Genomic DNA, 22,175 nt, shown 5'->3' on the forward strand with positions numbered 1-22,175 from the left:
GCGGATTCATTACGTGGCGTCTTTGATGCGCTGGACGAGGGTCGCGAACTGCTCGGTCGTGAGAGAAAGGTGCCCGGCACCTGGACGTTTGCTGTCGCGCACGCCGATGTTGTCAACGAGTTGAGCGACCTCCACGCACTGAGCACTGGTTCCTTCAGTGGAGTAGCTGCTCTTTCGCCAGATCGAGGTAGTCACGCCAAGGCCTCCATGTGCTGCTTGATGAGGTTCCGGGACGAGTCTACGGGGAGGGCGACCGCGCCGATCCGGTCGAATCGGAGTTTGAAGCTCTCCACCTCAGCGACGTCTGCCACCAGTCTCCCCCCGTTCGGTGCCTCAACGAACGCGACTTCGCCTTCCTTGACCTTGATGATTTTAAATGCGCCGTCCAGTCCCGGGTTCGCACCCGCCGAATTAGGAACGATCCGTAGGGTGACGTAGGGTCGTTCGGAAAGCTCGAGAAGCTTAGCGAGTTGCTCTCGCATGACCTCTTTTCCTCCCACCTGCACCTCCAGGGCAGTTTCGGCGAGCAGTACCCACAGCTCCGGTGGATTGTCATTCTCGAGAATCACCTGTCGACTGATACGGGCATCGACCGCCTTTTTGGCCTCCGGCTCCCTGCCCGCGAGCAGAAGCGCATGGGCATATGCGGGTGTCTGGAGGAGCGCGGGAATGAGTTGACCGCTGTACTGCCTCATGATGGACGCCCGTGCTTCGAAGTCCGTGAAGCTCTTGAACCAGGTCGGGTCGTGACCTTGGCGGGCGTACCAGACCATGATCGAGAAGTGACCACCGGTGTGCCAGGCATCGTCCAGGACGGTGGCCTGCTTCTCGTCCAGCTTGGCTTCGCCGTTCTCCAGTCTGGAAATTGAGGAACGAGCACAGTTGAGCAGCTTCCCCACGGAGTCGCCCGTGAGCCCGCGCTGCATGCGATGGAACCTCAGCGAGTAGGCGATCCACGCCCACATCGATGATCGCGGGTCCGGTGACTCGTTGATGTTCACGACCTACCCTCTCTCGCGGCCAAGTTCCAGAAGTTCTCGGGAACAAGAAAAGCCTAGGTCAAGGGACGCAGTCTGTGACCCGAAGAAAGAAACCTGTGACCTACAAGGAGGGTCTCAAAATGGCGCAGATAGTGCAGTCCGGACATATGGCAATCGGTCACGCCGCCGATATAGCGCTGGGTGGGATGTGCGCGTGGCGCCTCCCCACCGACGCGAGCTGCGCCTCGGTCGCCCGCTCCCTCCTCGGCCTCGCCATGACGACCCTCGGCCTGGACCGCGACAAGGTCGACGACGCGACCCTGGCCGTCAGCGAACTGGCCACCAACGCCCTCCACCACGGCCTCAACGCCGGCCCCGAAACCCCGACCGCCCCGCCCGAACTATGGCTGTGGGCCCGAGCCACCCCAACGCCGCAACTGGTGCTGACGGTCTTCGACGCCTGCCGCTCGTCCTGGCCGGACACCACACCTCGGGGCCTACTGGACGACCACGGCAGGGGCATCGGAATCGTCGCCATGCTCGCCGAAGCCTGGGGCGCTCACCCAACACGCTCGATATGCACCCAAGGCGTGCCAGGCAAAGCAGTCTGGAGCGCCTTCGCCCTCCCCGGCCCATGGCCCAACGCCCGCACGACCGCCCCACCCATGCTCGCGGCCCGCCACCTGGTCACAATGCTCACCGCACGCGGAGTCACAAACGTCACCCACCGCCACGGCAAAGGCGTCTCCCTCGTCACCATCCCCCTGGGCGGCAACGAGGAGAGGAACATCTGGATCGAGTCAGGCCACCTCAGCTACACCACCCCCACCGGTACCCGCCACCGGCGCCCCATGATCGACCTACACGACACAACCGAAACCCTCATCCACCAACTCGATGAAGAGAGCCGGCGAGGTAGTCGGTAGCGTCTCGTCGTGGAGATCATCCCTGAACGGAACGGGAGCCTCTGCTGGGCGGCCCAGGGGCCCAGCGGCCAGAAGCACCGAGCAATCGGCCTGTTCGCTAAGCATGCAACTTATGCCTCACACGTCATGAGGCACCTGAGGTACGGGGCCAAGCTGGCGGGATTTCCTTCCCTCGCCCGGGTGTGGCCTGACGTACGCCCTACCGCCCCACCCATGTCGGCGGCCAAAGTTGGTTGCAGCAACGTCGGGTTTAGCGACCGATGATCTTTCGAAGCTCTTGGGGGGAAGGCCAGGTTGATGTCTTATCAAGCCTGCGATGGCTCATTCTGTGGCAGTTCGCACAGAGCAAAGCCAGATCTTTAAGTTGAGTTCTTGATGGTCCGATCTCATGTAGCGGTATAACATGATGCACTTCAATATAGCCGTTGCCGTGAACGCCGAATTCTTTGGCGAAGTCGAAGCCACAGACATCGCACGCAAGTGCTTTGCCAGCCTTTATCGTGGCCTCTATTTTGCGCTTCCTTAGTTTGGAGTTACGCTCTCTGTAGCGATGAAGACGTTCGAGGACGCGGCCCTCGTCGGCACCAGACTCGGGTTCATCTAGGGGAGGAGTAGAGATGGCCTCCAGAAGGTTTGGATCGCCCGTGGCGAGCACTTCTCTAATCCTCTGCGCCGCTTCCAACATCTCCTGTGGTCGAGCGAGGAACGCATCGACCGCCTCTTTTGTTAGCCTGCCGCCCTTGGTGGTTTTCCCGGCATAACTCGGATGGACAGTCGCGATATCTGCTGTCTTGTGTTGGACGCTGCTAGGGCTTCTAAAGTCGTCGGCTCGTGCGGCCAGTGGATGGACGGGAAGTATCTGCAGTAGGTCTGACAGTTCCAGAGCGCGCCTATCGTGCCTCTTTATCTCCTTCCAGTCATTCTGGTATACGAGAGCGCAGGCCAGGACGAGTTCGTCCCATGTCCAGTCCGGGGACCTCAATGCGTTGCCGCTCCCAAGTCGATGACCATGATTCTGCGCTCCTTCCTCAACCACTAGCGCACCGTCCCCCTTGTCAACCCATGCTTTCCAGCTGGACGGCGCTAGTAGATTCGCCTCTTCCGTGGTGAGAGCTGGTGTGCGCCGTGCGTTGATCCAGCGCCAGTCGAGTCGATCGCCTTCAGGTGATAGGTCGAGTAGTGAGATGTCAAATGCGTAATTGGGAAACGATTTGCCTGTCTCTGGATCTTCCTGCTCGATGGCAGAAATCTGGTCTATTGTTCCGAGGCCGCAGAACTCAAGATATCCCTTGGACTGACGATTCCGTTCAACCGACCTGAATATCAGGAGAGGAGTCGCTGCTGCGCGACCGTCCGAACTGGCGGAGCGATGTGCCTCGGCTGTCAGCAAGAGTGCTTCATTGCCACGCGTTCTTCCCAGCGGAACTGTTGTGCTGGCACGGTGGTCGCCGTAGTAGAGGACTTGGCCAGCTTCCAGGTCGATAACGTCATGCCATGGCGTCTTTGTGGAGCCGGCTTGGAGAGGGTTAGAGCGGAGAAGGATTAACGGGCGTCGCTTGCCGTCGGGCGTGACAACCCAGGCAGGATGGTCGATGCCCCGGTTCATGATGAGTCGTGGGGCTCCCGGCATAGCCGTCAGATTAAAGAAGTTCCGACACCCATCGAGGTATTCGGGTCCTGGAACAGGTGGCTCGGGGTAGCGGACGACCTGCCCAACTGCGAGCATCGTGGATGCGGTCATGGCCGTATTGTGCCTGCATGTGCTGACATTGTGGACACATGCGTAGGATTCGTTTCCTCTCGAGTCAGTACGTCCTCCACGCTCGGTTTGCCCGGCGGCGTGAACGTATGGCCGTTGTTGGGGCGGGCGGGCGCTGCCACGGAGTACGGCGAGAACGCCCCCCGCACTCCGGGGAGGGCGAGGGGCGTTCGTGTCGGCTGGGCTTCCCCACCCGCCGACGATGGTCAGGTTACGGGAGGGGCCTCTTGTGGTGAAGGGGCGTAGCCGCTGCGGGATCCAGGTTCCTCGCCGCGGTGAGATTCGCCGACGGACGTAGCCCTGTGGCCACCCTGTGTCAGGGTGGGTCTGTGGTTGGTCCGGGTTCGGGACGACGCCCCCGTCTGTTCGTTCTTGCCGCTTTGCCAGCCTGCCTTGCTGTCTTGGGTGGGTGCGGGGCCGTGGTCGGGTGGCGGCTGGGGTTCTTCAACTCGGACGGGCGGTTCGAGGACGTCGACGCCTGCGAGATCATGCCCGATGGGGCGACGCTTGCGCCGCTGGTGTCCAATGGGGCGCGGGAGCCGGGAGACTCCAGTCCCAAAGGGTTCCTCGGGCTCGCCGACGATGCCACCTCGTCAGTGTGCAAGTGGAGCAGCGTCCCGGCGGGAGTGGACCGGCCTTTCCGGACGGTGCGAATCTACGCCGCGACCAAGCAGGCGACCACGCGTCAGACCGGGCCGGAGCGTGCGGCGGAATCGTTGGAGAAGTGGCACGGCAACCGTGTTCGGCGTGGCTCTCCGATCACGTCCGTCCGTATTGGTGAAGAGGGCTACCGGACGACGGACGTGGCGACGTACGTCATCGTTGTGGCCCGCGTTGAGGTTTTCGATATCCACGCCAAGTTCCGGATCTCCAACGTGGTCGTGGACGTGTCGGCCCGTACCCATGATGAGCCTGGTGAAGGCGAAAAGGCGGAGGTCGTGTGCCTGGCGAAGCGGGTTGCCGCGCGGCTTGACGCTCTTGATTGACGTCTATGCGGCCGGCAGGGGCCATGCTTCCAGGGCCAGGGCGGCGATCTTGTGTAGGTCGGGTTCTGTGGCGCTGTCTCGGGCCTGCTGGGACATGCCCTGGATTACTGCGGCGAAGTAGTGCGCCAGGGCGTCGGGGTCGGCGCCGGGTGCTAGTTCGCCTTGTTGTTGGGCGATCTCGAGGCGGGACTTGAGCCTGCCGAGGTTGGTGTTGCGCAGGTCGCGTAGGTAGGCCGCTACTTCGGCGTCCTGTGGTGTGACGTTCGTGGCGGCGCTGATGGTGAGGCAGCCGGCCGGGTGGGACGGGTCCGGGTAGGTCGCCGCGGCTTCGTGGAGGATGCGGGTGAAGGCGGCGTGGGCGGTGGGCTCTTCGTCCAGGGCCTTGCCGATGAACGCACCTTCCGGGGAGCGTCCGTAGGCCTCCACGACCTCCTTGAACAGGGACTTCTTGTCACCGAAGGCCGCGTAGAGGCTGCCGGGCCTGATGCTCATCGCCTCGGTGAGTTCGCCGACGGACGTGGCTTCGTAGCCGCGCTCCCAGAACAGCCGGGTGGCCTGGGCCAGGGCCGTGTCGCGGTCGAAGGTACGTGGACGTCCTCGTGCCATGACCCCATTGTAGAGCGTTCGTTCAAGAAGTCGTGCTACCGTCTTTGTTGAGTCATCGTTCAAGAAGTGGGGAGAGCATCATGAGCGCGCGTTCGTTGGACGGCAAGGTTGCGCTGGTCACCGGTGGTAGCAGGGGGATCGGGCGGGGGATCGCCGAGCGGCTCGGGCGGGACGGGGCCGTGGTGGCTGTCGGGTTCGCTCGGCAGAAGAGCGCCGCTGACGAGGTCGTCGAGCGGATTCGCAAGGACGGCGGTCGGGCCTTTCCCGTTCAGGCGGAGCTGGGGAGGCACGGGGACGCGGCCGCGCTGTGGGCGGCCTTCGACGCGGAGGTCGAACGGCATTCGGGGCGCGGAGGGGTCGACGTCATCGTCAACAACGCGGCGATCGGTCGTAGCTCTGAGCTGGGCTCACTCACGGAGGACGAGTTCGACGAGCTCTTCGCGGTGAACGTCCGGGCGCCGTTCTTCATCGTCCAGGAAGGGGTGAAGCGGCTCCGGGACGGGGGACGGATCATCAACATCTCCAGTGGCGTGGCCCGGCTGGCGACGCCGGACATCATCGCCTATGGGGCCACCAAGGGTGCTCTGGACAACTTCACGCTCAACCTCGCCAAGGAGCTCGGGCCGCGGGGGATCACGGTCAACTCGGTTGCGCCCGGGATCGTCGACACCGACACCAACGCGGGATGGTTGCGGGGAAACGCGGAGGCGGAGGCCTATGCCGCGTCGCTGGCCGCGCTGGGGCGGATCGGGCAGCCCGAGGACATTGCCGGGGTCGTGGCGTTCCTCGCCTCCGAGGATGCGCGGTGGGTTACCGGGAGGGTGATCGACGCGACCGGGGGCGCCGGGTTGTGATGTAGAACCTGTTCTTGTCTTCTGGGTCGGAGGCGAGCAGGCTGTGTCGCATGGACCTGGTCACTCTGGAAGAGATCCGGCAGTTGAAGTACCGCTACCTGCGCTCCGTCGACCTGAAGCTCTGGGACGAGTTCGCCGGCGTGTTCACCGAGGACGCCGTCGCCGAGTACGACACCCCGGTGCTCGGCAAGACCCTCAAGCTGGAGGGACGGGACGCGATCGTCGACTACATGCGCGGCAACCTCGGCCCCGACAAGATCTCCACGCACACGGCGGGCGCCCCCGAGATCGTCGTGGACGGCGACCGCGCGACCGGCACGTGGTCACTGGACGACACGATCATCCTCGTGGAGCCTCGCCTGCTCATCCGGGGTGCCGCGTTCTACCACGACGCCTACCGGCGGGGCGCGGATGGGCAGTGGCGCGTCGAACGCACCGGGCACGTGCGCACCTACGAGTACATGGTGTCGCTGGACGACATGCCCAGTCTCAGGTTCACCGCCGGGGTCCCCGACTCCCGATGACCGGGACCGGCGTTGACGTTTCTTAGAACGAGTTCTACCGTCCGTCCGACGATGGGTCCCCGCATCCGTGGCAGCGACACGGCCCGCGCGGGACTCGTCCAGCCAACGCGATGTCGCGATCCCAGGGGAGCCCGGCGTGGCCATCGACTCAGCCGCAGGCAAGACCGACCGTCCCGGCACCGGTTCGGCCACGCGATCGTTCGCCGAGGCGATCGCCGAGGCCGAGCAGATCATCCGTGACGCGCCGCACGTCAAGACCGACCAGGACCTGGCCGAAGGGCTGGACTACCTCGCCGGGAGCATCAAGGCGTCGCTGCACATGGTCCAGGCGTACCAGCACGAACACCCGTACTTCGCCTCGTCCACCGGCCCGTACACCAAGCTCGGCCTCGACAACCCGGACACGCTCTACTTCCACGCCTACATCCGCGACGACGCCGAGTACGTCGTCACGGGGCGGCGCGGCACCACCGCCGACCTCAGTTTCCAGATCATGAACGGCGACTACTCGCCGACGCAGTCGCCCGACAGCCTCACCGCCTTCGACGACCGCGAACTCGACATCGCCGAAGACCGGACGTTCCGGCTCCGGTTCGGCCCGCCGAAGCCGGACGCCGGGCCCGGGTACGTCGCGGTCGCCCCGGGGTCCGCGATGCTGATCGTCCGGGAGGTGTTCAGCGACTGGGAGAACGAGCGGCCCGGCGAGATCCGCATCCATCGCGCCGACACGCTCGGCACGTCGCCGCCGTCCGTGCCGTCCGACCGGATGGCCCGCCGGTACGAGGTCGCGGCGAAGATGCTGCTGGCGCGGCTGCGGACCTTCCTGGCCTTCCCCGAGTGGCACTACCTGCAACTGCCGGTCAACACGCTCACCGAGCCGCGTCCGACGCCCGGCGGGCTGGCCACGCAGTACTCGTCCGTCGGCCACTACGACCTCGACGACGACGAGGTCATGGTGATCACCGCGCCGGCGGCCGACCGCGACGTGGCGCCGTACCAGGGCTTCCAGCTCGGCAGCATGTGGTACGTCTCGCTCGACTACATCAACCACCAGACGAGCCTCACCGCCGACCAGGCCCGCGTGGACGACGACGGCATGATCCGGTACGTGGTCAGCGAACGCGATCCCGGCCTTGCCAACTGGATCGAGCGGACCGGGCATCGCCGCGGCTACCTGCAGTTCCGCTGGCAGCGCCTCACCCGCGCGCTCGGCGCCGACGACGGCCCGTCCTTCGAGGTGATGCCGTTCGGCGAGCTGCCGGACCGGCTGCCGAACTACGAGCGGCAGCGGGTCACCGAGCAGGAATGGAAGGAACGGATCACCGCCCGCCAGGTCGCCGTCGCGCGAAGGATGCTCGGCTGATGGCCGCGACACCGCCGGAATCCCCGGAACTCCCGGAACTCCTGGGAGGCCGCGTCATCGTCATCTCCGGTGTCGGCCCCGGCCTCGGGCGCGGCCTCGCCCTCCAGTGCGCCAAGGCGGGAGCCGACGTGGTGCTGGCCGCGCGCAACGAGGAACGGCTCGCCGAAGTCGCCAAGGAAGTCGGGGAGATCGGCCGCCGCGCGGTCACCGTCCCGACCGACATCAACGACGCGGCGGCCTGCGAACGGCTCGCCGAGACGGCGCGGGACGCGTTCGGACGGGTCGACGGCCTGATCAACAACGCCTTCGCGACCCCGCCGCTGAAGGACCTCACTAAGGTCGACCTCGACGCGGTGAGACGCGGTTTCGAGACGAACGTGCTGGCCGCGCTGCACCTCACCCGCCTGTTCGTTCCGGCGCTCGAAGAGACCGGCGGGTCCGTCGTGATGATCAACTCGGCGGTGCTGCGGCACTCCAGGCGGACGTTCGGCGCCTACAAGATGGCCAAGGCGGCGCTCCTCGCGATGGCGCAGAACCTCGCGACCGAACTCGGCCCGCGCGGCGTCCGCGTCAACACGATCGCCCCCGGATACATCTGGGCCGACAACCTCAAGATCTACTTCGACCACCTCGCCACGAAGCGGGGCGTCACGGTGCAGCAGATCTACGACGAGAACGCCGCGACCACCGACCTGCGCAAACTGCCCGACCCGGACGAGGTCGCCGACGCCGTGGTGTTCATGCTGTCGCCGCTGGCCCGCGCGGTCACCGGGCAGTGCCTGGACGTCAACTCCGGCGAGTGGCACCACTAGGACCCTCAGGAAAGGCGCACCGATGACCCCAGGTCGCGACAGCGTGGGCACGGTCGAGGACCTCCACGCCTCCGCAAGCAAGATCACCGGCATGGACGGCTTCGGCGAGGACGACTACCTGGACGGCCTCAAGGTGCTGCTGGAGTCCTGCGCCAGAGACGCCGGGTTCACCCCGCTCGGCAACAAGGCCCAGCGGGCGATGCTGCGCGGCGCGCTCGCCGCCCGCCAGTTCTCCGAGGCGGCGTGGCTGCGGCATCCCGAACACGCCGGCGTCCCCGTCGAACGGCCCATCTTCGTCACCGGGCTGCCCCGCACCGGCACGACGGCGCTGCACCGGCTGCTCACCGCCGACCCCGCCCACCAGGGCCTCGAACTGTGGCTGGCCGAGGTGCCGCAGCCGCGCCCGCCCCGCGCCACGTGGGGGGACGACGCGGTCTTCCAGGCCATCGACGCCGGATACCGGCGGCACCACATCGAGAACCCCGAGTTCATGGGCCTGCACTACATCTCGGCGGACACGGTCGAGGAATGCTGGCAGCTCCTGCGCCAGAGCATGCTGTCGATCTCCTTCGAATGCCTGGCGCACCTGCCGGCGTACTCGTCCTGGCTCGCCGCCCAGGACTGGACGCCCGCCTACCGCAGGCACCGCCGCAACCTGCAGCTCATCGGCCTGAACGACCCCGGGCGGCGCTGGGTGCTGAAGAACCCCAGCCACCTGTTCGCCCTGGACGCGCTGCTCGACGTCTACCCCGACGCGCTGATCGTCCAGACGCACCGGGACCCGCGCACCGCGATGGCGTCCATGTGCAGCCTCTCCGCGCACGCCACCGCCGGCTGGTCGGACGTCTTCACCGGCGCCACGATCGGCCGCGACCAGCTGGACCTGTGGAGCCGCGGCCTCGAACTGTTCCGCGCCGAACGCGCCCGGCACGACCCCGCGCAGTTCCTGGACGTCCACTACGACGACTTCGTCCGCGACCCGGTCGGCACGGTCGGCGGCGTCTACGAGCACTTCGGCCTGCCGTTCGGCGACGACGCCCGCACGGCCATGACGGACCTGCACCACGAGAGCGCCACCGGCGCCGCCAAACCGGCCCACCGCTACGCCCTCGAAGACTTCGGCCTGACCCCCGAACAGGTCGACGAGCGTTTCAGCGGCCTCGTATAGCGGCGAACGGGCAGGCGAGGACAGGGTCCCGGCCTTCACGCCGTGGACGCATTGCGATCACGACGGCCGGCGCTTAAGGAACCTTCAACCGGCCGCGGCTTATCGAAGCGGTGGCAGGGTAAGGGCCCCCGTGCCACCATGACCGCCCAGGTCCTGGACGCTGCCTTCCCGAAGTTCTTTCTGGGGGACGAGCCCGATGACCGAACCGCTTCCGCCCACGCGCAGGAATCGCGCCAGCCTGGCCTACAAACTGCGCTACGCCGCCCAGAACCCCGACAAGATCCGGACTTACGCGGCCAGGGTGGCCCGCGATCTGAAATTCCGCGTCTCCAGCCGCGGCCACGTCGCCTACTACCGGGCCGTCATGAAGTCCGACACGGCCAAGAGCCCCGAGGCGGCCGTCGGCAGCCGCTCCCATGAACGCTGGCTCAAGCTCGGCCAGATGCAGTTCGACTACCTGCGCGGACACGGCCTCAAACCCGATGACCGGATGCTGGAGATCGGCTGCGGCAACCTGCGGGCCGGGTGGCGCTTCATCGACTACCTCGACTCCGGCAACTACTACGGCATCGACATCTCGCCCGACATCCTGCTCGCCGCGCAGAACACGCTCGTCCGGCAGGATCTGCGCGACAAGCTTCCGCATCTGACACTCGTCAACGACCTGAAACTGCAGTTCCTGCCGTCCGAGCACTTCTCGGTCATCCACGCGCACAGCGTGTTCAGCCATTCGCCCCTCGACGTCATCGAGGAATGCCTCGCCAACGTCGGCCGCGTCATGGCACCGGGCGGCTTCTTCGACTTCACCTTCGACCGCACCGAAGGCAGCGAGCACCACGTCCTCCGCGAGGACTTCTACTACCGCACCGAAACGCTGACCGCGCTCGCCGAGAAGCACGGTTTCACCGCCCGCTTCATGGACGACTGGGAAGAGCTCCCGCACGGCCAATCCAAAATCCGCGTCACCCGCCCCGGCTGACGGCCGCCGAGCCGCCCGGCGGGTGAGGAGCGGGCGTGGAGTACTGCCTCGGGTGCCGCTGATTGGGTGCGGTCACAGTGTGCGGGCGGAAGCCTTGACCGTGGCCCCCCATGATCAGACCCTTTGGGCCCGGATGGTCACTAGAGGGGTCCGTTCCGATGCTCCGAAGACTTATCGCCCTGTTCTGCGTCCTGCTGATGTCCGTGTCGGTCATGTCGCCCGCCCACGCGGACAGACGCCTGGACGGCCCGCGTCCCGTCGTGTTCGTGCACGGGTTCAGCGGCTCCGCCGGCCAGTTCGAGACCCAGGCCCGGCGCCTGGCCTCGAACGGGTACCCGGCCCACTACATCGAAGGCCACGAATACGACTCGACGTTCAGTACGAACACCGTGGCGCAGGTCTTCGCGTCGCTGGACCAGCGCATCGGGCGGCTCCTCGACGAGACCGGCGCCGACAAGGTCGACCTGGTCGCCCACTCGCTCGGCACCGCCCTGATGCAGAGCTACCTGCGAAGCTCACCCGCGCGGGCGGCGACCGTCGCGCACTACGTCAACCTCGACGGCGCGACTGCGGAGAGCCCGCCGGGCGGCGTCCCCACCCTCGCCGTGTGGGGTGAGGGGCCCACCGAACGCAGCATCGGCGGCGCCGCCAACGTGTACTTCTCCGGGCAGTCCCACACCCAGGTCGTGACGTCGCCCGAGACGTTCGCGCGGTTCTACGAGTTCGTCAACGGCCGGGCGCCGCACACGACGTGGATCGTCCCGCAGGGGCGCATCTCCCTGTCGGGACGCGCCGTCCTGTTCCCGTCCAACGCGGGCGCGGACGGCGCGCGGCTGGAGATCTACCGGGTGAACCCGGGCACCGGCGAACGCCTGGGGCACACCCCGCTCGCCGCCTACCCGCTCACCGGCGACGGATCGTGGGGCCCGTTCGAGGGGTGGGGCGACGCGTCCTACGAGTTCGCGGTCGTGTGGAGCGAGACGTCCGTCCACCACCTGTACTTCCAGCCGTTCCTTCGCACCGACCGGCTCGTCCGGCTGCTGACCAGCCGCCCCGGTGAGGGCCTGTCGGGGCTCGTGGAGACCGGCGACCACCACTCCGCGCTCAGCATCAGCCGGCAGAAGGAGTGGTGGGGCGACCAGGGACAGGCGGGCGACTCCCTGTACATCAACGGACGCCAGGTGCTGAACGCGGCGAACGCCCCGCGCACCAAGCGCGTCATCGGGATGTTCGCCTACGACGCCGGGCGCGACCGCGTCACCGACCTGGCCGAACCCATCCCGGAGTTCTTCGCGACGCCGTTCATCACCGGCATGGACGTCTACCTCCCCGCCGGCGGGCATTCGACGTCGATCGTCTCCCGCCCCCGCGGCGGCCACGGCCGCATCGACGCCGTGGTCGTCCCGAGCTGGCCCTCCTCCGAGCACCGCATCTCCGTCCAGCTCAACGACCACCCGAACTAGAAGCCCGCTCCCCGCCGCACAAGCCGCCGGTCCAGGTAGGCGCACCTGGCCCGGCGGCCCGGCGGCGCGGCGTCAGGCGTCGCGGCGGTTCAGGGCGATGTGGGCGGCGGCGAGCGCCGCCGCGGCCCAGCCCGCGAGGATCAGCAGGCCGAACGCCGGCGCGTACACGTCGGACTCGCCGCGCATGAACGCGGCCCCGGCGACGGCGGGCATGAAGTCCGCGACGCGTTCCATCGCGGTGATGTCGCTCGCCTGCAGGCTGGCGGGCACCACCAGGACGACCAGGAAGATCACGATCAGCGTGCCGACCGCGCTGCGCAGCAGAGCGCCGACACCCAGGGAGAACACGCTGATCAAGGCCATGTAGGCGCCGACGGCGAGGACGTCGCCGAGCCAGGCGGTGAACGCGAACTCTCCCCACCGGCCGAGCAGCGGCAGGGCGGCCAGCGACCCGCCCGCCGCGAGGACGGTACCGGCCAGGCCGCCGATGACGGCCGCGACCAGGGTCTTGGCCGCCAGCATCTCGCCCCGCCGGGGGATCCACTGGAGCGTCGCGCGGATCGTCCCGGTGGAGTACTCGCTGGTGATCAGCAGCATGGCCAGCCCGATCAGCACGAACTGGACGAGGTCCACCGCGCCGATCGCGATCGTCCCGATCCCGACGACGCCCTTGTCGTCCGCGGGGTCGTCGTTGTCGTTGGCGTTGACGGTGAAGATGGCGAGCTGGAGGCAGGCCAGGCCCATCAGGACGGCCGCGCCGAACAGGTTCCACCACGTGCTGCGGACCGTCCACGCCTTCGTCCACTCGGCGGCCACGGCACCCGGCAGGCGCCCCCCGGCCGCGGCGTTCGGTTCTCCCGTGGCAGCGCCCGGCGGGCGGTCGCCGGTCGTCGCGGTCATCGGGCGCCCTCCTGGGACGCGGCGAACTCGACGCTTCCCGCGGTCAGTTCCATGTACGCCTGTTCGAGGGTGGCGTCCTGCGGGCTCAGCTCGTGCAGGAGGAGGCCGAGGCGGTGGGCGAGCTCACCGACGGGTTCGACGGTGGTACCCGAGAGCAGCAGCTCCCCGGGCGAGACCGTTTCGGCGGTGACACCCTCCCGGGCCAGGTGGGCGGCCAGCTGCCGCAGACCCTCCGGGTGCGGCCCGCGGACCCTGACGCGGTGCCGGGAGCTGCCCGCGAGGATCTCCGCGATCGGCGCGTCCGCGATGAGCCTGCCCTTCCCGATCACCACGAGGCGGTCGGCGGTCAGTTCCATCTCGCTCATCAGGTGGCTGGACACGAAGACCGTGCGTCCACCTGCGGCGAGGGAGCGCATCAGCTCGCGCACCCAGCGGACGCCGTCGGGGTCCAGCCCGTTCACCGGCTCGTCGAACATCAGGACCGGCGGGTCGCCGAGCAGCGCCCCGGCGATGCCGAGCCGCTGGCTCATTCCCAGCGAGTACGCGCCGGCGCGCTTGTCCGCGACGTCCGTCAGCCCCACCCTGGCCAGCACCTCGTCGACGCGCCGGCGGGGAATCCCGTTGCTGCGCGCCATCGCCAGGAGATGGTTGCGGGCGCCGCGGCCGGGATGCACGGACTTGGCCTCCAGCAGCGCCCCGACCTGGCGCAGCGGGTGCCGGAACTCCGCATACCGGCGGCCGGACACCAGCGCCGTTCCCGACGTCGGCTCGTCCAAGCCCACGATCATCCGCATCGTGGTGGATTTCCCGGCGCCGTTGGGGCCGAGGAAACCGGTCACCAGCCCCGGCTCGATCTTCAAGGACAGATCCGCCACGGCGGCCGTCCCGCCGTAGTGTTTGGTCAACCCGGAAAGGGTGATCATGCGCTCTCCCGCTCGTCGTCTACCGGAACGGTAGGAAGCGGCGGGCGGCGCCCGCAGTGCCCGATCGTCGCCGGGCGCACCCGACTTTCGTCAGGTACGCCCGGCACGCGGGAACGATCAGGCGAGGTCGGCGGCCGTGACCGAGACGTCCACCTTCGCCGCCGGGTCGACGCCCATGGCGGCGGCCAGCTTGCGGAAGCCGCGCGCCTCGTCCGGGCGGCTGCGCCGCTCCAGGGTGCGGGCCAGCGCCTCGTAGGCCCAGCCGTTGGACGGGTCCAGCTCGACGAGCCGGCGGAACGTCTCCTCGGCCCGCCCGAGCTGGGCGCTGTGGAAGTACGCCCGGCCCAGCAGCTCGACGGCCGCCCGGTTCTCCCCGTGCTCCGCCACGATCGGGGTCAGGATGCGGGCGGCCCCGGCGTAGTCCTTGGCGTCGAAGAACAGCGTCGCCCGCTGGAACTCCTCGTACACGGTCATCATGGCCCCCTCTCCACGGATCCACCCCCAGGAACCGGGACAGTGTCCCCGTTGTTCCCACGCGCAGGCGGCCGCGCCCGGCCGCGCCGGGATGGTCTGATCTTGTCCGCGCGGGGAGGTGTGAGTTCCGGGAGGGGGGTAGCCACATATCGGTGAACCACCGGGGCGCACGACCACTGCCTGCATTGGGGGCTGACCGGCATGACGGATGATGCGCGCTTGGGCACGCTGACCACGCGGATTCCCGCGCGCATGGACCGGCTGCCGTGGTCGCGGTTCCACTGGATGGTCGTGATCGGGCTCGGGACGGTCTGGATCCTCGACGGGCTCGAGGTCACGATCGTCGGGTCCGTCGCCGCGCGGCTCACCGAAGAGGGCAGCGGCATCGAGCTGTCCGCGGCCCACATCGGCTACGCGGCGGCGATCTACGTGGCGGGCGCGTGCACCGGCGCCCTGCTCTTCGGGCAGCTCACCGACCGGTTCGGCCGGAAGAAACTGTTCATCCTCACGCTGGTCGTGTACGTCATCGCGACGGTGGCCACCGCGTTCGCGTTCGCGCCCTGGTACTTCTTCGTGTGCCGGTTCGTCACCGGGATGGGCATCGGCGGAGAGTACGCGGCGATCAACTCCGCGATCGACGAGCTGATCCCCGCCCGCGCCCGCGGCAGGGTGGACATCATCATCAACGGCAGCTACTGGGTGGGGGCGGCGCTCGGTGCCCTGGCCGCGGTGGTCTTCCTGAACACGGCGATCTTCCCGATCGACCTCGGGTGGCGGGTGGCGTTCGGGATCGGCGGCGTCCTCGGCCTCGTGATCATGTTCGTCCGGCGGCATGTCCCGGAGAGTCCGCGCTGGCTGTTCATCCACGGACGCGAGGACGAGGCCGAGCGGATCGTCGACCGGATCGAACGCGGGGTCCGCGAGGAGACCCACCAGGACCTGGACGAGCCGGACCAGAGCATCACGGTGCGGCAGCGCAAGGCCATCCCGTTCCGGGAGATCGCCAAGGTGGCGTTCAAGGTCTACCCGCGGCGGGCGATACTCGGGTTCGCCTTGTTCGTGGGCCAGGCGTTCCTCTACAACGCGGTGACGTTCGACCTCGGCACCATCCTGAGCGGGTTCTTCGACGTGGCGTCCGGGACGGTGCCGTACTTCTTCGCCATCTTCGCGATCGGCAACTTCCTGGGACCGCTGCTGCTCGGGCGGTTGTTCGACACGGTGGGCCGAAAACCGATGATCTCCGGGACGTACTTCGTCTCGTCGGCCCTCACTGTCCTGCTCGCCGTTTTCCTGATCACCGGGGGGCTGACGAAGTGGACGTTCATCGCGCTGGTGGGCGTGACGTTCTTCTTCGCCTCGGCGGGCGCCAGCTCCGCCTACCTGACGGTCAGCGAGATCTTCCCCATGGAGACCCGGGCGCTGGCCATCGCGTTCTTCTACGCGATCGGCACGGCCGCCGGCGGCATCACCGGTCCGCTCATCTTCGGCCGGCTGATCGACACCGGGGACGTGAGCCTGGTCGCGATCGGGTTCCTCGTCGGCGCCGTGATCATGGCGCTGGGCGGCCTCGCCGAGCTGTTCTTCGGCGTCAAGGCCGAACGGGCTTCGCTGGAGAACATCGCCAAGCCGCTCACGGTCGAGGAGGCCGGCGAGGAGGAGGCGCCGGCGGCCAAGCCTTCGGCGGAGGAGGCGCCGGACGTGCGGCCGGAGCGCCGCGCCGCGCTGGAGGCCCGCCGGCACGCCGAGGAGCAGCGGGCGCGTGCGGCCGAGCACCGCGCCGCCATCCACGAGGTGAGATCGCGCGCGGACGAGGGCGACCGCGCTGCCGCCGACCGGCTGCGGGTGGAGGAGACCCTCGCGCAGACGGCCGAATGGGAGGCCGAGCGGCTGACGGAGCAGGCGACCGCCCATGACGAGCGGGTCGCCGCCGAGGACGCCGGCACCGCCACCGAACGCGACAGCGCACTGGAACGCGCCGCCGCCGCGGAGGAGCGTGCGCGTGCACTGCACCAGCGGGTCGAGGCGTTGGCGGCCGCGAACCGGCGGGACGCGGAGACCCACGCGGCGTTCGCGGAGGCCGCGGCGGAGCGGGCGCGGGCCCGTGAACAGCATGCGATGGCCGTGGAGGCCCACGCCAGGGCGGCGGATCTGGAGGGGATCGAGGCGGAGATCGCCCGCGGCCACGCCGAGACCTTCGACGAGTGGGAGCGGATGCACGCCGAGCTGGCGCTCGCGCACGTGGCCCGTGCCGAGCGGGACGAGGACGGGGCCGCCCGGCATGACCGGCAGGCCGACGTCCACCGGCTGCGCGCCGAGTCCGCCGCCGACCGGATGGAGGCGGCGCAGCACCGTTCCGCCGCCGCGTCGCTGGCGGCCGAGTCGGGCACGGCGGAGCAGGCGCGGCGGGAGCGCGAGGCGGCGGCGGAGCGGCAGCGCGCGGCCCGCGAACGCGACGAGCGGATCCGTCAGCGCGTCCTCCGCCGTGAGCGCCAGCGCCGCACGGGGCTGCGCCGGCTGCTCCCGGGGCCCGGCGAGACGTTCTACTCGCCGAGGATGCTCGGGACGTCGAGCTGGTCGTCCGACGCGGACATCGCCCTGGACCGCGAGGTCAGCGCCATCGCGCAGGCCCTCAGCGAACACGGGCCGACCAGCCGCCACCGGCTCGCCGAACTGGTCGGCGCACGCTACTGGGGTCCCGGCCGGTTCCGCGCCGCACTGCGCGAGGCCGTCCACGAGGGCCTGGCCCAGCCCCAGGCGCGCAACAGGTACGCGCCGCCGCCGAGGCCCGGCGACACGAACACGGACGGGTGACCCATGATGCGCTGCCGGCTCCTCGGACATGACTACCGCTTCTCCGCCGAGGGCGAGACGATGCGCTGGAGCTGCGTGCGGGAGTGCGGAGCCGGGGGTGCGAAGGAGTACCCCACCGCGTCCGAGGCGCGGCGTTACGCCCGCGCCTTCGACCGCAAGGACCGTGAGGACCTGGGAGAGCGCGCCCCGCTCATCGGCCTGTTCCCGTTGCGCCTGATCCGCGCCATGCGCAGGCAGCGGGATGTGTAGGCGCGGACCGGGCCGAGAGGCGACGCCGGACTAGGGGGCCGCCGGAGTGGCCTGTGCGAGCAGGCCGTCGACCAGTGCGCGGAGTCCCTGCGGGTAGGTGTCGCCCTGGGCCACCGCGGCCCATTGGCCGCTGATGGCGGCCAGGTGCGGCAGCCGGGACGCGTCCAGATCGCTCAACGTCACGTGGCGCAGGTCGCCGGCCCGGCGGCGGGCGGTGTTGGCGCGGACGAGGATCTCCCCGGCGGTGTAGTACCAGATGCTCCGGAAGACGACGATGGCGTGTGCGGGTGTGCATCCGTAGTCGCCGGCCGCGGCCACGATGTCCTCGACCATCCACAGGGCCGACTCGTCGAGGAGCCCGAGGAAACCGTCGGTGGTGACGATCTCCACGGCCCATGGCCAGGCCGCGGCCGCGTCGTGCATCGCGCCGGCGGCCGCGATGATGCGCTCCCGCGGGTCGTTGGGCAGCGCGGGACGTTCGACCTGGCCGAGGTAGTGATTGAGCACCAGGACCAGCAGGTCCTCTTTGCTCCGCACGTGGTGGTACAGGGTCGTGGCCCCGACGCCGATCTCGGCGGCAAGCCGGCGGACGGTCAGCTTCTCCCAGCCGTCCCGCTCGATGATCTGGCGGGCCGCCGCCACGATCTGCGCGCGTGAGGTCAGCGGCGGCCGGCCGGTGCGGCCGTGCGGTGCGGTCGGTGAAGCCATCGTTCCATCATGCCCCCGGCGTGGAGGCGGCGCGGGTCCTGCCCTTCGCGCTCGACAGCGCCCGGTCTCGATGTTACTTTCGGAACACGTTCGAAAAGTCGGCGAAGGGCAGGGGGCGGGGGCACGATGAAGCCGGAACAGGCAGAACCTTCGGATGCCGCATCGGATGCCATAGGTCTCGCGGAGTTGCTGCGGCCGGTCCGGCCGCGGCTCGGCGCGGCGGTGGGCCTGCAGGCCGTCGCGGCGGCGGCCGCCGTGGTGCCGTTCCTCGCGGTGGCCGAACTGGCCAGGGTGCTGCTGGTCGCCGGTCCGGTCGACCGGGACCGGGCCTGGACGGTCGCCGCGGTCGCGGCGGGCGCGCTCGTGGCGTGGCTGCTGCTGACCGGCGCGGCGGCGGCGCTGGCCCATCAGGCGGATCTGGCCTTCCAGTTGTCGGTGCGGCGGCGCCTGGTCGACCGGCTGGGCCGCGTCCCGCTCGGATGGTTCACCGACCGGGGCGCGGGCGGCATCGGGAAGGCGGTCCAGCACGATGTGGACGCGATGCACCACCTGGTGGCGCATTCACTGCTGAACTTCACCGCCGTCGCGGTCACGTCGCTGGTGTCCCTGGTCTACCTGTTCTGGGTGGACTGGCGGATGGCGCTGATCCTGCTGGTCCCGATCGTGATCGGGATCGCGCTGTTCGCCCGCCGGATCGTGAGCATGACCTCGGGGATGGCGGCCTACGAGGAGGCCCTGCAGCGCATCGTCGGCAGCGTCGTCGAGTTCGTCGAGGGCATCGCCGTCGTGAAGATGTTCGGGCAGGCCAGGCGTGCGCACCGGCAGTACGCGCGGGCCGCCGACGATTTCGCGGAGTTCCTCGACGCCTGGCTTTCGCAGAACAACCGGTCGGCCGCCGCCTCCGCGCTGGCGTTGAGCCCCGTCACCATTCTGCTGACGGCACTGGCCGCAGGCACGGCGCTGGTCTCCGCCGGGCACCTCGGCCCGGTCGATCTGCTGCCGTTCGTGATCGTCGGGCTGGGGCTCGCCGCGCCCCTGCAGGCCATGGATTTCCATGGCGAGGACATCGAGATGGCGAGTGCGGCGGCCAAGCGGGTGGGCGCCCTGCTCGCGGCGCCCGAGCTGGCGGTGCCCGCGGAACCGCGAACGCCGGAGGACGACGGGGGCCTCCGGGTGGAGCTGTCCGGGGTGGAGTTCGCCTACGACGCGGACCGGCCGGTGCTGAGCGGCATCGACCTGGCCTTCGAGCCGGGCACCGTGACCGCCCTGGTCGGGACGTCGGGTTCGGGCAAGACGACCCTGGCGAAGCTGCTGCCGCGGTTCTTCGACCCGACCGCCGGCACCGTCGCGATCGGCGGCGTCGACCTGCGCGACATCGCACCGGATCGGCTGTACCGGCTGGTGTCGTTCGTCCTCCAGGACGTCCAGCTCCTGGACGCCACCGTGCGCGACAACATCCGCCTCGCCCGTCCCGACGCGGACGACGAAACGGTACGGCGTGCGGCGCGGGCGGCTGCCATCGACGAGCGCCTGTGCGCGCTGCCGCGCGGATACGACTCGGTGGTCGGCCGGGACGTCCGCCTCTCCGGGGGTGAGGCGCAGCGGCTGTCCATCGCCCGGGCGATCCTCGCCGACACCCCGATCGTCGTGCTCGACGAGGCGACCGCACATGCCGATCCGGAATCGGAGGCGCTGATCCAGGACGCGCTGTCGGAGCTGGCGGCCGGGCGGACCGTCCTCGTCGTCGCGCACCGGCTGGCCTCGGTGGCCGGAGCCGACCGGATCGTGGTCCTCGAACAGGGGCGGATGGCCGAACAGGGCACGCACGAGGAACTGCTCGCCGCCGATGGCCGGTATGCGCGGATGTGGCGGCTGCAGGAGCAGGCCGGGCCCGGGGACGCCGACGATCGCGACGCCTACGCCGGGACCGGCGCGGCGAAGGGGGAATGGCGATGATCCGCCGACTGTTCACGGCGCTCGGCCCCGAGCACGCGGGCGCCCTGCGCAGGCTGCTGACCCTGCTGACCGGCGCGGCGCTGCTCCAAGGGGCCGCGTTCGTCCTGCTGGTCCCCGTCCTGCGCGAACTGCTCGGCAGTGAACCGGAACGGGCCTGGCCGTGGGTGATCGCGCTCGCCGTGCTGTGGATCGGGTACGCGACGGTGAACTACCCCGCGACGCTGGCCGGTCATCGCAGCGGTACGGCCCTGAGCCGCGACCTGCACCACCGGATCGGTGACAAGGTCGCGCAGCTGCCGCCGGCCTGGTTCACCACCGACCGCGTCGGCGAACTCGGGCGCCTGGCCGCGCAGCGCGTCGTCGACATCATGAGTGTGCCCGCGCATCTGCTGCGGCCACTGGTCGACACCGTCGTCACACCGCTGGTCGTGGTGCTGGCCATGTTCCTGTTCGACTGGCGGCTGGCCGTCTCGATGGCCGTCGCCGCGGTCGCGGTGGCGGTGGCGTACCGGCTGGCGGGCCGCGGCATGCAGGTCGCCGACCGCCACGCGGACCGCATCCACGCCGAAGCCGCCGGGCGGATCGTGGAGTTCGCCCGCGCACAGCCGGTCCTGCGGGCCTTCGGCCGCACGGTGGAAGGGCACGCCGCCCTCGATGACGCGCTCGCCGCCCAGCACGCGGCCGGCCGCCGGATGCTGCGCGCCGGTACCCCCGGCATCGTCGGGCTCGGCTTCGTCGCGCAGGCGTCGTTCATCGCGCTGCTGGCCCTGGGCATCTACCTGGCGCTCGACGGCTCGCTGGGGACGGCGGAGCTGATCGCGCTGCTGGTGCTGGCGGCCCGGTTCGTCGAACCGGTCATGTTCATCGCGGAGATCGGCGGCGCGATCCGCGTCGCCGAGAACGCGATCACCGAGATCAACGCGCTGCTCGCCACCGAGACGCTGCCCGAACCGGAGGTGACGCGCCGGGCGGACGGCGCCGGCGTCGAACTCGACGGCGTGCGCTTCGGCTACGACGGCACCCCGGTGCTGGACGGACTGTCGATGCGCGTGCCGCAGGGCCGGATGACCGCACTGGTCGGCCCGTCCGGCGCGGGCAAGACGACCGTGATCAAGCTGATCGCGCGGTTCTTCGACCCCGGCGCCGGAACGGTGCGCGTGGGCGGCGTGGACGTTCGCGAGATGCGGACCGAGGACCTGACGTCGCTCATCTCGGTCGTCTTCCAGGACGTCTACCTCTTCGACGGAACCATTCTCGACAATGTCCGCATCGGCAGGCCCGACGCGACCGACGCGGAGGTCTACGCCGCCGCCCGCACCGCGCGGGTCGACGACATCGCCGAACGCCTCCCGGGCGGCTGGGACGCGCCGGTCGGGGAAGGCGGCGGCCGCCTGTCCGGCGGCGAGCGGCAACGCATCTCGATCGCGCGCGCCCTGCTGAAGAACACCCCGATCGTGCTGTTCGACGAGGCGACCGCCGCGCTGGACGCCGAGAACGAGCACGCCCTGCACGAGGCGATGGCGGCTCTGTCGCACGACCGCACCGTCCTGGTGATCGCGCACCGGCTGCACACGTTGCGGGGCGCCGACCGGATCGTCGTCCTCGACGGGGGACGTGCCGTGGAAGAGGGCGGCCATGACGAACTGCTCGCCCGCGACGGCCGGTACGCCCACTTCTGGCGCGAACGCCGCCGCGCCCACGGCTGGAGCCTGACCGGCGCGCGCTGAGGACGCG

The 22,175-nt window shown here is 69.2% G+C and carries 21 protein-coding genes; 13 read left to right on the forward strand and 8 right to left on the reverse strand.

Translation table 11 applies throughout. From position 1 onward, the window contains the following. Nucleotides 1-9: 9 nt before the first annotated feature. Together ACGFK0_RS27745 and ACGFK0_RS27750 are read right to left on the reverse strand one after the other, a co-directional pair. Nucleotides 10-195 carry a DUF397 domain-containing protein gene (locus ACGFK0_RS27745; RefSeq protein ID WP_392909895.1) on the reverse strand — a complete coding sequence of 62 codons (186 nt, stop codon included), beginning with the start codon at nucleotides 193-195 and terminating at the stop codon, nucleotides 10-12. Then, the gene (locus tag ACGFK0_RS27750; RefSeq protein ID WP_392909897.1) at nucleotides 192-1,001 is read right to left on the reverse strand and encodes a helix-turn-helix transcriptional regulator; all 810 of its coding nucleotides are present in this window, start codon (nucleotides 999-1,001) and stop codon (nucleotides 192-194) included. The genes ACGFK0_RS27745 and ACGFK0_RS27750 overlap by 4 nt, the downstream gene beginning before the upstream one ends. Nucleotides 1,002-1,147: 146 nt before the next feature. Between ACGFK0_RS27750 and ACGFK0_RS27755 the strand changes: the two genes are divergently transcribed. Further along, nucleotides 1,148-1,906: an ATP-binding protein gene (locus ACGFK0_RS27755; RefSeq protein WP_392909899.1), complete on the forward strand. Its 759-nt coding sequence runs from the start codon at nucleotides 1,148-1,150 to the stop codon at nucleotides 1,904-1,906. A gap of 250 nt (nucleotides 1,907-2,156) precedes the next feature. Here ACGFK0_RS27755 and ACGFK0_RS27760 read toward each other — a convergent pair whose 3' ends face one another. Next, nucleotides 2,157-3,647, reverse strand: coding sequence for an HNH endonuclease (locus ACGFK0_RS27760; protein ID WP_392909901.1), 1,491 nt, complete (start codon nucleotides 3,645-3,647; stop codon nucleotides 2,157-2,159). Between the two features lie 437 nt (nucleotides 3,648-4,084). On the opposite strand from ACGFK0_RS27760, the gene ACGFK0_RS27765 reads away from it, so the two are divergent. Further along, nucleotides 4,085-4,651: a hypothetical protein gene (locus tag ACGFK0_RS27765; RefSeq protein ID WP_392909903.1), complete on the forward strand. Its 567-nt coding sequence runs from the start codon at nucleotides 4,085-4,087 to the stop codon at nucleotides 4,649-4,651. 3 nt (nucleotides 4,652-4,654) lie between these two features. On the opposite strand, the gene ACGFK0_RS27770 is transcribed toward ACGFK0_RS27765, so the two are convergent. Then, on the reverse strand, nucleotides 4,655-5,257 hold the full coding sequence (locus ACGFK0_RS27770; protein WP_392909905.1) for a TetR/AcrR family transcriptional regulator: 603 nt from the start codon (nucleotides 5,255-5,257) through the stop codon (nucleotides 4,655-4,657). 80 nt (nucleotides 5,258-5,337) lie between these two features. Here ACGFK0_RS27770 and ACGFK0_RS27775 point away from each other — a divergent pair, with 80 nt between their 5' ends. The 7 genes from ACGFK0_RS27775 to ACGFK0_RS27805 all read left to right on the forward strand — a co-directional run bounded on the left by ACGFK0_RS27775 (nucleotide 5,338) and on the right by ACGFK0_RS27805 (nucleotide 12,420). Beyond that, nucleotides 5,338-6,111, forward strand: a complete 774-nt coding sequence (locus ACGFK0_RS27775; RefSeq protein ID WP_392909907.1) for an SDR family oxidoreductase — start codon at nucleotides 5,338-5,340, stop codon at nucleotides 6,109-6,111. A gap of 50 nt (nucleotides 6,112-6,161) precedes the next feature. After that, nucleotides 6,162-6,635, forward strand: a complete 474-nt coding sequence (locus ACGFK0_RS27780) for a nuclear transport factor 2 family protein (RefSeq protein ID WP_392909909.1) — start codon at nucleotides 6,162-6,164, stop codon at nucleotides 6,633-6,635. Nucleotides 6,636-6,771: 136 nt separating this feature from the next. After that, nucleotides 6,772-7,998, forward strand: a complete 1,227-nt coding sequence (locus ACGFK0_RS27785) for a hypothetical protein (protein ID WP_392909911.1) — start codon at nucleotides 6,772-6,774, stop codon at nucleotides 7,996-7,998. Further along, nucleotides 7,998-8,810 (forward strand): SDR family oxidoreductase, encoded by an 813-nt coding sequence (locus tag ACGFK0_RS27790; RefSeq protein WP_392909913.1) that lies wholly within the window; start codon nucleotides 7,998-8,000, stop codon nucleotides 8,808-8,810. The genes ACGFK0_RS27785 and ACGFK0_RS27790 overlap by 1 nt, the downstream gene beginning before the upstream one ends. Before the next feature lie 22 nt (nucleotides 8,811-8,832). Continuing rightward, nucleotides 8,833-9,978 (forward strand): sulfotransferase family protein, encoded by a 1,146-nt coding sequence (locus ACGFK0_RS27795; protein WP_392909915.1) that lies wholly within the window; start codon nucleotides 8,833-8,835, stop codon nucleotides 9,976-9,978. Between the two features lie 196 nt (nucleotides 9,979-10,174). Further along, the gene (locus ACGFK0_RS27800; RefSeq protein ID WP_392909917.1) at nucleotides 10,175-10,957 is read left to right on the forward strand and encodes a class I SAM-dependent methyltransferase; all 783 of its coding nucleotides are present in this window, start codon (nucleotides 10,175-10,177) and stop codon (nucleotides 10,955-10,957) included. 158 nt (nucleotides 10,958-11,115) lie between these two features. Continuing rightward, nucleotides 11,116-12,420, forward strand: coding sequence for an alpha/beta fold hydrolase (locus tag ACGFK0_RS27805; protein ID WP_392909920.1), 1,305 nt, complete (start codon nucleotides 11,116-11,118; stop codon nucleotides 12,418-12,420). A 72-nt stretch (nucleotides 12,421-12,492) separates the two neighbouring features. Here the strand turns inward: ACGFK0_RS27805 and ACGFK0_RS27810 are convergent, their stop codons facing one another. The 3 genes from ACGFK0_RS27810 to ACGFK0_RS27820 form a co-directional block, all read right to left on the reverse strand. Beyond that, nucleotides 12,493-13,320 carry a hypothetical protein gene (locus ACGFK0_RS27810; protein ID WP_392909922.1) on the reverse strand — a complete coding sequence of 276 codons (828 nt, stop codon included), beginning with the start codon at nucleotides 13,318-13,320 and terminating at the stop codon, nucleotides 12,493-12,495. After that, complete coding sequence (locus ACGFK0_RS27815; RefSeq protein ID WP_392909924.1) at nucleotides 13,317-14,243, reverse strand: ABC transporter ATP-binding protein; 927 nt, start codon at nucleotides 14,241-14,243, stop codon at nucleotides 13,317-13,319. The genes ACGFK0_RS27810 and ACGFK0_RS27815 overlap by 4 nt, the downstream gene beginning before the upstream one ends. A gap of 117 nt (nucleotides 14,244-14,360) precedes the next feature. Next, nucleotides 14,361-14,717 carry a tetratricopeptide repeat protein gene (locus ACGFK0_RS27820; RefSeq protein WP_392910224.1) on the reverse strand — a complete coding sequence of 119 codons (357 nt, stop codon included), beginning with the start codon at nucleotides 14,715-14,717 and terminating at the stop codon, nucleotides 14,361-14,363. A gap of 219 nt (nucleotides 14,718-14,936) precedes the next feature. Here ACGFK0_RS27820 and ACGFK0_RS27825 point away from each other — a divergent pair, with 219 nt between their 5' ends. After that, nucleotides 14,937-17,528, forward strand: a complete 2,592-nt coding sequence (locus ACGFK0_RS27825; RefSeq protein WP_392909926.1) for an MFS transporter — start codon at nucleotides 14,937-14,939, stop codon at nucleotides 17,526-17,528. 3 nt (nucleotides 17,529-17,531) lie between these two features. Beyond that, on the forward strand, nucleotides 17,532-17,777 hold the full coding sequence (locus ACGFK0_RS27830; RefSeq protein ID WP_392909928.1) for a hypothetical protein: 246 nt from the start codon (nucleotides 17,532-17,534) through the stop codon (nucleotides 17,775-17,777). Between the two features lie 30 nt (nucleotides 17,778-17,807). On the opposite strand, the gene ACGFK0_RS27835 is transcribed toward ACGFK0_RS27830, so the two are convergent. Continuing rightward, entirely contained in the window at nucleotides 17,808-18,485 is a 678-nt protein-coding gene (locus ACGFK0_RS27835) for a TetR/AcrR family transcriptional regulator (protein ID WP_392909930.1), read from the reverse strand. A 186-nt stretch (nucleotides 18,486-18,671) separates the two neighbouring features. On the opposite strand from ACGFK0_RS27835, the gene ACGFK0_RS27840 reads away from it, so the two are divergent. Next, nucleotides 18,672-20,441 carry an ABC transporter ATP-binding protein gene (locus ACGFK0_RS27840; protein ID WP_392909932.1) on the forward strand — a complete coding sequence of 590 codons (1,770 nt, stop codon included), beginning with the start codon at nucleotides 18,672-18,674 and terminating at the stop codon, nucleotides 20,439-20,441. Then, nucleotides 20,438-22,168 carry an ABC transporter ATP-binding protein gene (locus tag ACGFK0_RS27845; protein ID WP_392909934.1) on the forward strand — a complete coding sequence of 577 codons (1,731 nt, stop codon included), beginning with the start codon at nucleotides 20,438-20,440 and terminating at the stop codon, nucleotides 22,166-22,168. Before ACGFK0_RS27840 ends, ACGFK0_RS27845 begins: the two co-directional genes overlap by 4 nt. Nucleotides 22,169-22,175: the final 7 nt, after the last annotated feature.

The sequence above is a fragment of the Spirillospora sp. NPDC048823 genome, assembly GCF_043198445.1.
Taxonomy (GTDB): domain Bacteria; phylum Actinomycetota; class Actinomycetes; order Streptosporangiales; family Streptosporangiaceae; genus Spirillospora.